This window comes from Acinetobacter sp. YH12070 (genome assembly GCF_013419625.1).
In the GTDB taxonomy this organism is placed as follows: Bacteria; Pseudomonadota; Gammaproteobacteria; order Pseudomonadales; family Moraxellaceae; genus Acinetobacter; species Acinetobacter amyesii.
The window spans coordinates 16,020-29,290 of record NZ_VOZT01000028.1 but is presented as its reverse complement, the minus strand read 5'-3'; the positions used below and the strand labels follow the sequence as shown (position 1 = coordinate 29,290).

Annotated in this window: 12 protein-coding genes; 7 read left to right on the top strand and 5 right to left on the bottom strand. The window is 40.3% G+C overall.

Features of this window, described 5'->3' with window-relative positions:
* Positions 1-30: 30 nt before the first annotated feature.
* Positions 31-1,002, bottom strand: coding sequence for a hypothetical protein (locus FTU17_RS09745; RefSeq protein WP_180020825.1), 972 nt, complete (start codon positions 1,000-1,002; stop codon positions 31-33).
* 187 nt (positions 1,003-1,189) lie between these two features.
* Between FTU17_RS09745 and FTU17_RS09740 the strand changes: the two genes are divergently transcribed.
* The 4 genes from FTU17_RS09740 (at position 1,190) to FTU17_RS09725 (ending at position 5,540) form a co-directional block, all read left to right on the top strand.
* Positions 1,190-2,947 carry a GspE/PulE family protein gene (locus FTU17_RS09740; RefSeq protein WP_078194425.1) on the top strand — a complete coding sequence of 586 codons (1,758 nt, stop codon included), beginning with the start codon at positions 1,190-1,192 and terminating at the stop codon, positions 2,945-2,947.
* A gap of 105 nt (positions 2,948-3,052) precedes the next feature.
* On the top strand, positions 3,053-3,415 hold the full coding sequence (locus FTU17_RS09735; RefSeq protein ID WP_168379331.1) for a NirD/YgiW/YdeI family stress tolerance protein: 363 nt from the start codon (positions 3,053-3,055) through the stop codon (positions 3,413-3,415).
* 132 nt (positions 3,416-3,547) lie between these two features.
* The gene (locus FTU17_RS09730) at positions 3,548-4,216 is read left to right on the top strand and encodes a response regulator transcription factor (RefSeq protein ID WP_180009491.1); all 669 of its coding nucleotides are present in this window, start codon (positions 3,548-3,550) and stop codon (positions 4,214-4,216) included.
* A 4-nt stretch (positions 4,217-4,220) separates the two neighbouring features.
* Positions 4,221-5,540, top strand: coding sequence for a HAMP domain-containing sensor histidine kinase (locus FTU17_RS09725; protein WP_180135287.1), 1,320 nt, complete (start codon positions 4,221-4,223; stop codon positions 5,538-5,540).
* Positions 5,541-5,738: 198 nt separating this feature from the next.
* On the opposite strand, the gene hemP is transcribed toward FTU17_RS09725, so the two are convergent.
* On the bottom strand, positions 5,739-5,909 hold the full coding sequence (gene hemP, locus FTU17_RS09720; protein ID WP_078189103.1) for a hemin uptake protein HemP: 171 nt from the start codon (positions 5,907-5,909) through the stop codon (positions 5,739-5,741).
* A gap of 147 nt (positions 5,910-6,056) precedes the next feature.
* Between hemP and FTU17_RS09715 the strand changes: the two genes are divergently transcribed.
* On the top strand, positions 6,057-6,956 hold the full coding sequence (locus tag FTU17_RS09715) for an NUDIX domain-containing protein (RefSeq protein WP_180135285.1): 900 nt from the start codon (positions 6,057-6,059) through the stop codon (positions 6,954-6,956).
* A gap of 545 nt (positions 6,957-7,501) precedes the next feature.
* On the opposite strand, the gene FTU17_RS09710 is transcribed toward FTU17_RS09715, so the two are convergent.
* Together FTU17_RS09710 and mrcB are read right to left on the bottom strand one after the other, a co-directional pair.
* Positions 7,502-8,119 carry a tetratricopeptide repeat protein gene (locus tag FTU17_RS09710; protein ID WP_257220768.1) on the bottom strand — a complete coding sequence of 206 codons (618 nt, stop codon included), beginning with the start codon at positions 8,117-8,119 and terminating at the stop codon, positions 7,502-7,504.
* On the bottom strand, positions 8,061-10,454 hold the full coding sequence (gene mrcB / locus FTU17_RS09705) for a penicillin-binding protein 1B (protein WP_168379334.1): 2,394 nt from the start codon (positions 10,452-10,454) through the stop codon (positions 8,061-8,063). The genes FTU17_RS09710 and mrcB overlap by 59 nt, the downstream gene beginning before the upstream one ends.
* Before the next feature lie 152 nt (positions 10,455-10,606).
* On the opposite strand from mrcB, the gene FTU17_RS09700 reads away from it, so the two are divergent.
* Positions 10,607-11,545: an NAD(+) kinase gene (locus tag FTU17_RS09700; RefSeq protein WP_078189100.1), complete on the top strand. Its 939-nt coding sequence runs from the start codon at positions 10,607-10,609 to the stop codon at positions 11,543-11,545.
* Between the two features lie 2 nt (positions 11,546-11,547).
* On the top strand, positions 11,548-11,814 hold the full coding sequence (locus FTU17_RS09695; protein ID WP_078189099.1) for a YeaC family protein: 267 nt from the start codon (positions 11,548-11,550) through the stop codon (positions 11,812-11,814).
* A gap of 90 nt (positions 11,815-11,904) precedes the next feature.
* Here FTU17_RS09695 and FTU17_RS09690 read toward each other — a convergent pair whose 3' ends face one another.
* Positions 11,905-12,903 (bottom strand): glycosyl transferase family protein, encoded by a 999-nt coding sequence (locus FTU17_RS09690; protein ID WP_180135283.1) that lies wholly within the window; start codon positions 12,901-12,903, stop codon positions 11,905-11,907.
* Positions 12,904-13,271: the final 368 nt, after the last annotated feature.

Below are 13,271 nucleotides of genomic sequence, written 5' to 3'. Positions count from 1 at the left end.
TTTCAGCTCCTTTTTTATTAAATGTGTAAATTATTTATTTGCTGCAAAACTTTGTTTGATTGCGTTAAGAGCAACATCGTTATACATGCTGCAAGAGTTCTCAGCTAATTGTTTAAACTCTAAAAATTGAGTTTTTTGAGTAGGATTTGTTGAAGTATTTATCCAATTATCAATAATCTTAATTAAATCCTGCATATTGTATTCCACTCCTTTAGGAGATGGGTAAGCGTCATAGAAACGATTTTTATATTGAGCTACGCCATATTCACTCTCATCATCAGCTACGGTATAGGCTACAGTATCTTTCATGATGTATTTTTTCGCAGTAATATCTGTACTAAGATCAGCCCACCAGTCAGCTAAAAAACTTTGACTTTCACTATCTGAGGAATCTGTTAAATCTAAATACTGTTCACTATTTGATACTTTATTTAATTGTAAACAGCGAGAACCAGCGGGAAACTTAATATTTGAAATAGCTGTTAAGTATTTGAGAGCATCGTTAGAAATATAGTTGCTTGAATCAGTAATATTATTTTTTATGATCCAATAATTATAGGCATCAACTTGAGAGGCAATGATTTCACCTTCAAGATTGAAAGATTTCATTGTTGTTGTAATTTTTAGACCTGATGAATTAATAGAGGAATGAGGACTTAGCGTCCACACATTATTTGCAATGGATATATTGCCATTCAGATAGCCATACGAACTGTGTAGAGATCCTTCATCATACAAGCCATTCGTTGTGACCATAAATGAATCGCTACTTTCTGAAGTATATAATTTACCATTATCGATAGTTGCAGTATCACTTTCGTATGACAGCACATCACTTTCACTGTCGAGTTCAAAAGTTGACCACTGTTGGAAAGCAGCATTTGGTACTGGTGGATTTTCACTGGAATTATTATTAGATGTAGAGCTTCCACCGCCACTGCCGCAGGCAGTTATGCTAAGAATAGTCATCGTATAAATTGCTAATATTTTTATTTTCATCATAAATCTTCTTATATCGTTGTTATAAAGCCCTGAGAGGCAAATTTATTATAGCTTAAATTTATGAATGTTTTTATTAATAAAAAAAATAGTATGCTTTCAGAAAACCTATGTGCAAAACACAAATGACACAAGCGTGCCTTTAGAATTTTTTTGCTATAGTAGTTTTATGTTTGGGGAACATAGAACAATGACTTTTAATTTTGAAATTGACACTTCTTGGTGTTTAGACCAATTGCAAAAAGATGGACGTATTACTGAACGGGACAAAATGCTGATTCAAACCACGCACCGTCAGCGTGAGCAGTTAAAATGGCATCCTTTACAATGGATTGCCAATTTTAATTTAGTCGATCAGAGTCATCCGCAGTCTACCTTAACGCTCAATAGACTCTGCCAATGGTTGGCAGAAAAGTCAGGTGTACCGTTTTATATTATCGATCCTTTAAAAGCTGATGTGCCTGCACTGACTGCAATTATGTCGCAGGAATTTGCAGTACGAAATCGCATTTTAGCGGTTGAATTACAAAATGAGCATGTGTTGATTGCAACGGATCAACCTTATAAAAATGAATGGATTGCCAACTTAGAAAGAACGGTATTACCACGCAAGATTCAACGTGTATTACTCAGTCCAGATCAACTACAGCGCTACTTGGTTGAATATTACCAAGTGAGTCGCGCAGTCAGTAATTCGCAAAAATCATCGAGTTATGACCGTGAAAATAAAGGCGTTGAAGCACTATTACAATTAGGTGATACACAAAATCCAGATGCCAATGATCAGCATATTGTGAAGCTTGTCGATTGGGTCTTACAGTTTGCCTTCGAACAAGGTGCAAGTGATATTCACCTCGAGCCGCGTAAAGATACAGGAAAGGTGCGTTTTCGTATCGATGGGGTATTACATACCATCTACAACATGCCCGCAAATACCCTGACAGCCGTGGTCTCGCGAATTAAGATCTTAGGTCGGATGAATGTGGCGGAAAAGCGTAAGCCGCAAGATGGACGTTTAAAAACCCGTACACCCAAAGGCCAAGAAACAGAGCTACGTTTATCGACGTTGCCAACAGCTTTTGGTGAAAAGTTGGTTATGCGTATTTTTGACCCTGAAGTCTTGGTACGTAGCTTCCAACAGCTCGGTTTTGAAGGGCGTCTGCTGGATGATTGGAAGGCCTTAACCAGTCATAGTCACGGTATTATTTTAGTGACTGGTCCGACAGGTTCAGGTAAGACCACCACGCTTTATTCATCACTCAAACAATTAGCAACTGAAGAAGTGAATGTCTGCACCATTGAAGACCCGATTGAGATGTTAGAGCCAAGCTTTAACCAAATGCAGGTGAATACAGGGATTGATCTGGGCTTTGCTGATGGTGTACGGGCTTTAATGCGTCAAGACCCTGACATTATCATGGTCGGGGAGATACGAGATCATGATACGGCAAATATGGCGATCCAAGCTGCATTAACAGGTCATTTGGTGCTTTCAACTTTACATACCAATGATGCACCATCGAGTTTGACGCGATTACATGACCTAGGTATTCAGCCTTTTTTAACCGCAGCGACCATATTAGGGGTTTTGGCACAACGTCTAGTTCGTCAACTCTGTCCACATTGTAAGCGTGAGACTTTTATCAATGAACAAGAGTGGAAACATCTGACCTTTGAATATGCGATTCAAATGCCTGATTTTGTTTACGAGGCGGTGGGCTGTGATGAATGCCGTCAAACGGGTTATAAAGGCCGTGTGGGAATTTATGAATTTATGCCACTCAGTATTGAAACCAAGCAATTGATTGGTGCTAATGCAGATCTAACCCAACTACGTACACAGGCTCGTAAAGAGCATGTCGAGCCATTACGAATTGCCGGTGCGCGTAAAGTACTTGCAGGGGTAACCACTTTAGAAGAAGTCCTGCGTGTCGTGCCGCTCAACTAATGGTTCGATCAAAGTAAATAAAAACGTCTTTGCAGCTTAAGATTCGACTCATCTTGCTTTGTTTAAATAGCGCTATCGAAATAGACAAAGTAAGAGAGACCGAAGATGAAAACATTCACTCAATTGGTATGTGGTTTAGCATTTGCAGGTGTGGCATCGGTTGCAGTCGCGAATACAGCCGTTAATCAAACAGCAGTTGCACCGATGAAAACCACATCTGTGAAACATGCCTTAGGCTTAAAAGATGATAGTAAAGTTCAATTGAAAGGTTATGTTGTGAAATCGATGGGCGATGAAAAATATCAGTTCCGCGATAGCACAGGCAGCATTACAGTGGATATTGATGATGAACTTTGGCAAGGCAAAGCGATTTCAGCTAAAACACCGGTAACGCTCATTGGAGAAATCGACATTGATTACAAACCAACAAAACGTGTTGAAGTGGATGTCGATCAAGTAAAATTTTAATTTAGCCTGTCATTCAATACAGTGCTGCTCCATAAAAAAACCACGGCTTGCTGTGGTTTTTTTATGATATGAGTAGATATGAGCAAAAGTTCGATACACTGAAGTCGGAACCATAGAAATAGGGTAGGTAAGATGCGAATTTTATTGGCAGAAGATGATGCATCCCAAGCAGACAGTATAAAAACATGGCTTGAAATGGATGGCTATAGTGTCGATTGGGTTGATCGCGGCGATCACGCTATTTTGGCTTTAGAACAACATCAATATGATTGCATACTTTTAGATCGTGGCTTACCAAAAGTAACTGGTGATGAAATTTTAAAACGTATCGTACAGTTGCATCCGCTTACACCAGTTTTATTCATTACTGCTCGGGACAGTATTGCAGATCGTGTAGAAGGTTTAGATCTGGGTGCTCATGATTATTTGGTAAAACCCTTTAGCTTGGAAGAGTTGTCAGCAAGGGTACGTGCCCAATTACGCTTGCATCATCAACAGCGTGATAATTCTCTGACTTTCGGGGATTTAAGTTTAGATGTACAAGCCAAAACGCTGCGTAAAAATGCGGAATTGATTACGCTGACATCGCGTGAATATCAAATCTTGCATAAGATGATGTTAAATCCTGAGCATATTATGACGCGTAGCCAACTCGAAGAATCACTCTATGCTTGGGGGGATGAAGTTGAAAGTAATGCGATCGAAGTTTTTATTTACCAATTGCGTAAGAAGATTGGCAGTGATTACATCAAAACCTTAAGAGGTTTGGGTTATCGCATGAATCTTCCACAACAAAGTTAAGTCTATGAGTGATAAAAAAAGCATTTCCTTACAGTCGCAACTGATTAAAACCTCACTGCTCAGTGCAATTTGGGCGGGAGCAATCTCCCTGTGTCTGATGTTGGGATTTGGTCTTTATCACATCATGAGTGTACATGATGCCCTGATGGACGAAGTGGCTGACATGCTCACTGCTACTGATCTCACGCTGAAGCAAGACGAACAAATAGATGAGCTGAGTGAAGAGTTTGATATGCAATATCAACTCATGCAAGGGTCGCAAGTCTTAACCACATCAGAACAACACACAGCATTTGAACATCAGCCCAATTTAAAACAGGGGCTAAATTATCAATGGAGAGACGGAGCGCTTTGGCGTAGCTATGCACTTCAGGACGATGGATTAAGCGTACAAATCGTTCAACCGATGAAAACACGGCTCAGAGAAACGCTGCAAAGCGTACTAGGCTATGCAGGGATTCTATTGATTGTCTGGTTGATCCAATGGCTATTACTGCATATTTTGATTAAACGTCAATTGAAAGTTTTACAGCTTTTTTCAAAACAAATCGCTGAAAAAAATGTAGATGACTTACAAGCCATTGTTTTACCTGAACCTGTATTACAAGAATTAGAGCCGATCCAAACACAGCTGAATTTTTTATTAAGTCGATTAGATCAAGCCTTAGAGGCGGAACAACGCTTTACATCCGATGCTTCACATGAATTACGCTCACCGCTGTCTGCGATTCAAATGCGACTTCAGGTATTAAAACGAAAATATCCCGACATTCAGCAGGATTTATTGAGCATACAGCACGATGTTAATCGAGGAACGCGCGTGTTGGAAAATCTACTGATTTTGGCACGGCTCGACCCGACGCAATCGGAGCAATTAGATAAAAAACAAGAAGACTTAGAACAGCTGAGTTTACAAGTCTTTGACGCTTTACAGCCTTTTATTGAAGAAAAACAGATCGAATTGAAGCTACAGACCCAGTCTGTACAGTTTGCTATGAACCCAGAGTTGATGTTTAGCTGTCTGCGCAATTTAGTTGATAACGCAATTCGCTATAGTCCTGAGCAAGGACAGGTAAAGATTGATTTAACGGTAACAGCACAGCAGGCGGTTTGGACGATTGAAAATCAAGGTGCGGGACTGACAGTCGCAGAATTGCAACGCATTGGCGAGCGATTTTACCGTGTATTGGGAACGAAGACGCAAGGTTCAGGTTTAGGTATTTCAATTGCCCAAAAAATTGTACAGTTACATCAAGGTCAATTCAGTGTGGATGCATCTGAACTGGGTGGCTTAAAGGTACAACTCATTTTTCCAATCCGCTAAAAACATAATTTACCCTATGGAATTTGAGCGAAAGAGTATTGTGAGAGGAAGATGAGTGTTGCGATTTAAATTAAGTTTGAGTAGCTATAAAACTTAATTTAACTAAGTACAAAACTTAAAAAAGCAGTAAGCGAATGGCTTACTGCTTGTGTCCACGATTATTTTTATTGCGCTGATAATTATTATTTTTATCAGAAATTATTTGGTCAAAATAAGGCGATTATTTCGTGTTAAACGTAGTCGATATTCTTCACCTGCATGCATAATGCGAATTTCACGTCCTAAAGCAAAAAGGTTGTTTGAATGTAGCATTGGCAGTGAGTGGTGTGCTTCATTGCTACGAGTAAAAAGGCTAAATGGTGCGTTCATTCCGTCGACTCCGTGGTGTATTTCTGAATGGTTTAAATGATAATCATTATCGAATAGGCCTGTCAACGGTAATTTTAGGATTTTATAAAAAAGATAAATTTGCTTACACTTAGATATCAATTGGAACAGAGTAGAGAGCAGGGAACTATGTCTAAACCGCAAATCGATGTCGCCATTGCGATTTTATTGCATCAAGACAAAGTACTGGTGGGTTGGCGTGAAGCAAAACAACATCAGGGCAATAAACATGAGTTTCCGGGCGGTAAAGTCGAGCAGGGTGAAAGTCCTGAACAGGCTTGTCGTCGTGAAATTTTTGAAGAGGTTGGAATTGGTTTACATGACTGGCATGCTTTTGATTTTATTCAACATGAATACGATGATGTTATTGTGAAATTACATTTATTTCATGCCACCGTCCCGCATGCGTTGCTGAATGAAATCCAAAAGCCATGGGCCTGGTATTCGCGTCAACAACTCATGAGTTTGAATTTTCCAAAGGCCAATCAAGCTATTTTGCAGCGTTTATATTGGCAGCAACAGATCAAAATCACCGCCGATTTACCAACACTTGAAACGCTTAAAGAGACGCTGTTGTATTATTGGCGAGTCGATGCCAGCGCAGAAAATGCAGAGGCATTAAATCAATTACCTACCGTGATTTTAAAACAACTGATAATTAATGAAGATCTATGGTCATTACTCTCTACAGAGGTGCAAGCACATATTTCGGCTTTACATCTTAAGCAGCACCAATTGCTGAAAAAAAATAAAGGTGATTTACAGCTTGGGAAGCGCTATATCGCCGCTTGTCATGATCAAGTTTCTGCACTGCATGCGCAAAAAATTGGCTGTGAGGCTATTTTTATGAGCCCAGTTCTGGCGACACAAAGTCATCCAGAGGCGCAAAGTATAGGATGGGCGCATTTTTCTGAGATTGCACGAAGCATAGAAATCCCTGTTTTTGCTTTAGGTGGCATGCGTCCTGAATTATTGTCTATTTCACAGCAACATCATGCTTATGGGGTGGCAGGTATTCGCAGTTTTTAGAAACTAGAATGTGTATATTGAATTAAAGTCGTATTTGAAAGTCGTTATGTAAAATTCAGTGAAGGTTGGTTAGAAATAGACTTACTATTTGTAAGCTATTTACTGATGTTACGCCCGTAAAAATAATTACGCATTTTTAAAATGATTTTTAAACCGATACGACGGAGTCTTAAATCTAGAGATTGAGTAAAGGGATTAGCCTTCGGCTGGAGGTACTCTTACGAAACGATGCTTCTCATTAGGCAAAATGAGAAGCGTGCTTCACAAGGAAACCATCTTGCGGTGCAATGCACCTCACTGACAAAACTCGTTCACTAGCGTCAATTTATCCAAAGTATCGCAAACATTTTTAAATAGATGTAGTCTTGTCTCAAACGCTTGCAGATGACGTTACCGTGTATCGTACTTTTATTTAGATCAAATTATGCTTCTGATGTTACTGCGTAACATTTTTTAATAATAACTATAAGAAATAAACTTACTTTTAGTATGTTTTAAATAAAAAAGCCTGATCTCAATTAAGATCAAGCTTTTTTACGGGGTGCTTAAAGAGCTTTAATTGCTTGTTGTGCTTTTTGAATGGTGCTGCTTTTCTTTTGCATTTGACCGGCTTTTAAAACAACATTCCAAAGCTGTTGTTTCATCGGCTTGGTTTGAGCATAGCTTAATCCACGCAGTGCCAACGATTCTGCATTCGCAGGCTGATTTTTTCGATTGGCGATCATTGCCAAATATAAAAAAGTTTCCGCAGATTGTGGTGCCAAACGCTGTGCTTGAGTTGCCGCACTTTCAGCTTCATTCCATTTTCCATTGGCATAAGCGGTTTGCGTAGTTTGCATCAATTTTTTGAATGCAGGCAAGTCACGACCATCATCAAATTTTTGAATTTGGGTTTTCTGCTCAGGAATAACGATGCGTTGACGTTTAATTTCTGGATGGTCATATGGCGTAATAATGACCCCAGAAGAGTCATGGATATCTGCCTTTTTTTCAGGTGGAGCAGGCGGCTTTTGCTCAGGTTCGACTATGGTTTGGCAACCAGCCAAAATGATCGTCAAAACGCTCAGAATACTGAACGTTTTTAAAACTTTAATGTTTTGCAATTTAATTTGTATACTCTCCACTTGAGATGATGCGAGGTTGATCAGATGAACCCTGGTCATTATCGACATCACTTTCACGAATGTAGTCACCTAAACTATCATTTTGTTCCTGAGTTGGCTGCGTCTCTTCAGTATCAACTGTGTAAGGTTCTACTTCATATTGTGTCGAACCACATGCCGTCGCTTGATTTGGAATAGAGTTGCGCGACAGAGGAATATACATCGCACCTGTACAATGCTGTGCAGATAAATTACCTGAATAACGGTCTAACCAATGCCACTGTACGCTGTCTGGTTGACGTAAATTAACTGGCTTTTGACGTAACTGCTTCATGACATTGGTCCAAACCGGAAGTGCTCCTGACGAACCAGTTAAGCCTGTAACTTTGTTGTTGTCTAAACCTAACCAAACCACACTTAAATAATTACCTGAATAACCTGCAAACCATGAGTCACGCGTATCATTGGTTGTCCCTGATTTACCTGCAAGTTTGAGTGAAGCTGGTAATGATGCATAAGCAGAACGGCCTGTCCCTGAACTCATGACTTGTTGTAAACCATAGTTCAAGATAAAGGCTGCATCAGGTGCAATAGTCGGTTGTACCGTTAAGCTATAACGATCTAATAAACGACCATTGGCATCGACCACTGAACGAATAGCTTTCACTGGATATTTGAAGCCACCGGTTGCAAAGTTGCCATACACACTCATCACTTCCATCGGTGACATATCGATAGCACCAAGGTAAATCGAAGGGTAGCTTGGAATATTAGAAGTCACACCAAACTTTTTCAGATGGTTAATAAAAGTCGACATACCGAACTCTTGACCTAAGCGTACCGCAGAGAGGTTATAAGAGTTTGATAGGGCATCGACCATTGGTACGACACCATGTGCACCACCACTATAGTTTTTCGGTGTCCAAGCTTTGCCATCACTTTGAATGCTGATAGGACTGTCTTCGATTTGACTCGCCCAGTTATAACGGTTTGATTCTATCGCACTGAGGTAAATCACAGGTTTTAGCAATGAACCGACTTGACGTTTAGCATCCATTGTACGGTTAAAGCCAGTAAAGTCCTGCGTTGAACCGACTGCTGAAACCAATTCACCATTTTCAGGATGAGACACCAGTACCGCGCCTTGTAATTCTTTCAAGCGTGCTGGATTGGCATTACTTAAACGTGCCACAGATTCTTTAAATGCAGTTTGTACACGAGTTTGAGCAATCGGGTCCATCGCGGTGAAAATACGCAGACCTTGATTGGTCAAATCGCTTTCTTGGTATTCGGTACGCAATTGACGACGCACGATATCCATATAGTCAGGGAAGCGAGAAGGGCCCAATGTTGGTTTAGTAATGACATTTAATGGACGCGCTGACTCAGTTTCATATTGTTCCTGAGTTAAATAGCCCATCACTACCATATTGTTTAACACAATATTACGGCGTTTAATCGCACCTTCAGGGTTTTTCCACGGATTAAATAGGGTCGGGCCTTGTACCAAACCGACTAAATAAGCCTGCTGAGCAATATTTAGTTCACGTAGGGGTAAACCAAAATAGAATTGTGAGGCTAAACCATAACCATTGATGGAATAGTTACCGTTTTGACCTAAGTTCACTTCGTTTAAATAAGCTTCAAGAATTTCATCTTTGTCATAGTGAAGTTCAATCAGCATGGCCATTAAGGCTTCGTTGGCCTTACGCTTAATGGTTCTCTCAGGCGATAAATAAAAATTTTTCACCAATTGCTGAGTGAGGGTCGAACCACCTTGACGTTTACCACCTGTGACATTACTCACAATGGCACGTGCTGTACCACGAATCGAAATACCATGATGCTGATAGAAATTACGGTCTTCGGTAGCAATTAAAGCTTGGATTAAAGGCTTAGGCACTTTATCAAGTTTAATCAGCACACGGTCTTCATTGTGCTGAGGATAAATACCACCAATTAACATCGGCTCTAAGCGGGCAATACCACTGCTTGAAGGCTTGGTTGCACTCACTTCAGTGATTTGATCTTCACCAAAGGTCACTTTAAGGACTTGTTCAGGGTCGACACTATCACCAAAGTCAAAACCACGCGTATGGATATAGGTTACATTGCCAGAAGTAACGTAACTCCCTGTTTTCGCATAGCTATCTTGAGCGTTATAACCCAAAAGTTTCAGTTCTTGGTTGAGGTCTGCTTGGCTCACAGGCGCATTAGTATAAATTTCTAAAGGACGAGCAAATACCTTGGCTGGAATGTCCCAACGTTGACCTTCGAATTTATCCCGTACAATATTATCTAGACGAATAAGATAAATGCTGAACACGAGAAATCCGCCGATAATCAACAGCGAAAAAATCAGTGCAATTATGCCTATGCCACGTTCAGACTTCATAAATAGTGATAAGACCCTGAGAAATTTTGCTAATCATGCGAAGCTTTTCAGTATTTTGCAATATTTAAACTGTTATATGTATGCAAAATATTGGAAGCTACTTCACTAAAGTCGAAACTTTAAAGTTTTTTTAAATCATTTCTGTTAGTGATATGATACCAATGAGGCGAAGCGGAGCAAAAGCGCAGGTGCAAATTTCACATAAATCATTTCGAAACATTGGGTTGATTGGTCGTCCAGACAAATCATCAGTGATCGAAACCCTATGTTTGATCCACGATCATATTTTGAGTTTGGGATTACATCCTGTATTTGATACGCAAACAGCGCAGCTGGTTCCCTATAATAATACTCAGACGGTAAGCCGTAATTTATTGGGTGAAGTCGTCGATTTGGTGATCGTAGTCGGCGGTGATGGTTCATTGCTTCATGCTGCACGTGCCTTGGTGAAATACAATACTCCTGTGATTGGGGTGAACCGTGGTCGTTTGGGCTTCCTGACCGATATCAAACCGACAGAAGTGATTTTCAAGTTAGATCAAGTGCTCAAAGGTGAGTTTCAGCTAGACCGACGTTTCTTGCTAGAAATGGAAATTCGCTCGAAAGGCGAGTCGATTTATGATGCTGTAGCTTTAAATGATATTGTGCTGCACTCGGGTAAATCGGTACACATGATCGACTTTGAACTGAATATTGATGGGCAATATGTATACCGCCAACACAGTGATGGTTTAATTGTTTCAACACCAACCGGCTCTACAGCTTATGCATTATCTGGTGGTGGTCCGATTGTCCACCCAAGTATGGATGCGATTGCCTTAGTGCCAATGCATCCTCATACTTTGTCGTCACGTCCGATTGTCGTGGGCGGACAAAGTGAAATTAAAATTTTGATTCGCGAAAACCGTGTTTTACCAATGGTCAGTGCCGATGGTCAACACAGTGTATCATTGGGTGTAGGCGATAGTTTACATATCCGCAAACATCCATTTAAGCTCAACTTATTACATCCACCCGGTTATGACTTCTATATGGCATGTCGTACCAAGCTAGGCTGGAACCAAGATTTTGACTCATTAAAGCAGGATTAATTATGAATATTGAACAGATGCTTGCCGTACTCGATCCTGAAATTGTTGGTCGATTAAAAACGGCAATTGAAATTGGTAAATGGCCAAATGGCGTAGCGCTGACTCAAGAACAACGTCAAATTTGTATGCAAGCGGTGTATGCATGGGAAATTAAACATTTGCCAGAAGATGAGCGTAGTGGTTATATCGACCGCGGGACCAAAGAAGAAGATGAGCATTGCGACTCGCATGTGGAAGAACCTGAGTTCAAGCCGATTCGTTTCGTTTAATCCGTTTTCTGTCTGATTGAAAAAGCCAGCTTAATGCTGGCTTTTTATTGGCTTGATGCATGCCTAAATTTTTTGCTTCATACTGCTTATTTAAGCGTGACGATTTGCCCACATGGTTTTGGCAGTTTGCATTGCATCATCAAAACTTGCGACGGCGCCCATGGAATACAGTGCAATTCCCATGGTTTCGATGACTGCGATTTCACCATATTCATGTACCTGTTGACCGTCCCAAACGGCTTTAAAGACGGCCAAATCGAGTTCTTCTTCGACGGGACTGCGGTTGTCCGTCAGTTTAGGCAATTCATGTTCATACATTTCACCATCCTTGATGCCGCAAATTAAGGTTTTTGCATCGGGGTTACGTTCGAATTCACCACCTTCACCCTTAATGACAGCACTATTTTGATAACCCAATTGGAATGCCGCACGTTGGTGTGATCCACGATAGGCTGGGTGGAAAATCGCTTGCATGGTGGCTTTGGCATTAAACGGATTTATTAGGCGGGCAAGGGTGTGAATTGGGGAACGCAAACCCATCACATTGCGCAGTGAAATTAGATCACTGAGTATTGGCGAAATGACGTCGAGCGGAATATAAGCAAAATGACGCTGATTGAGCTGCTGTTCCACATCTGTATCATTTTGGCAAATAGGAAAACCCAAATACTCTAATACTTGTTCTGTATAAAGGCGGTTAATGGTATGACCTGAAGCACCATGCATCACGACATTGTAGCCGTGTTTTGCCAGCGTTAATGCGGCCAATAAAAACCAAGGATAATGTTTACGTTTACCTGCATAAGATGACCAATCTAAATCGACATCAAGCTTTTTAAACTTGAGTTGATCACGGGAGGCTTGGACAAAGCCAGTGAGTTCATCGACAGATTCTTCTTTTACACGCAATAACATCAGGAAAGCGCCCAATTGAACGTCTAAAACCTCATCTTTTAAGATCATGCTGAACGCTTGGTAGGCTTCATCATAAGTGAGCGAACGTGCACCATTCTTTCCTTTACCCACAATACGGACAAATTGCGCAAAAGGATGTTCAAAATCTTTGTAAATATTTCGTTTATTGTTCATGCAAATACTGGGCTTAAAATTAGGACTTAAGGATAGTTTACTTCTATAGTTGGTATTTTTCAGCCTGATAACAGGTTTAAAAAAGGATGTCTTTAGACTATCGTCTAATAAACTCGGTCTATTATTTAACCGAAATTAACATTTGTGGCAGAACAAGCCCTTAAAAAACAGGTAAAATTTAACCTACTTTAGTATGTGTTTCATCTCCTGATCAATGCGCTGATTTTATATCAGGTCCTGATGTGATTATTTAATCACCATACATATTTCGTTTTTCTGTATTTGGCTAAGTCAAATACCTTTGGTGCTCTTTTGTCGAAGACAAAGGGGTTTTGGGCTGTTTATTTTTTGAAAATAGACAAAAACTG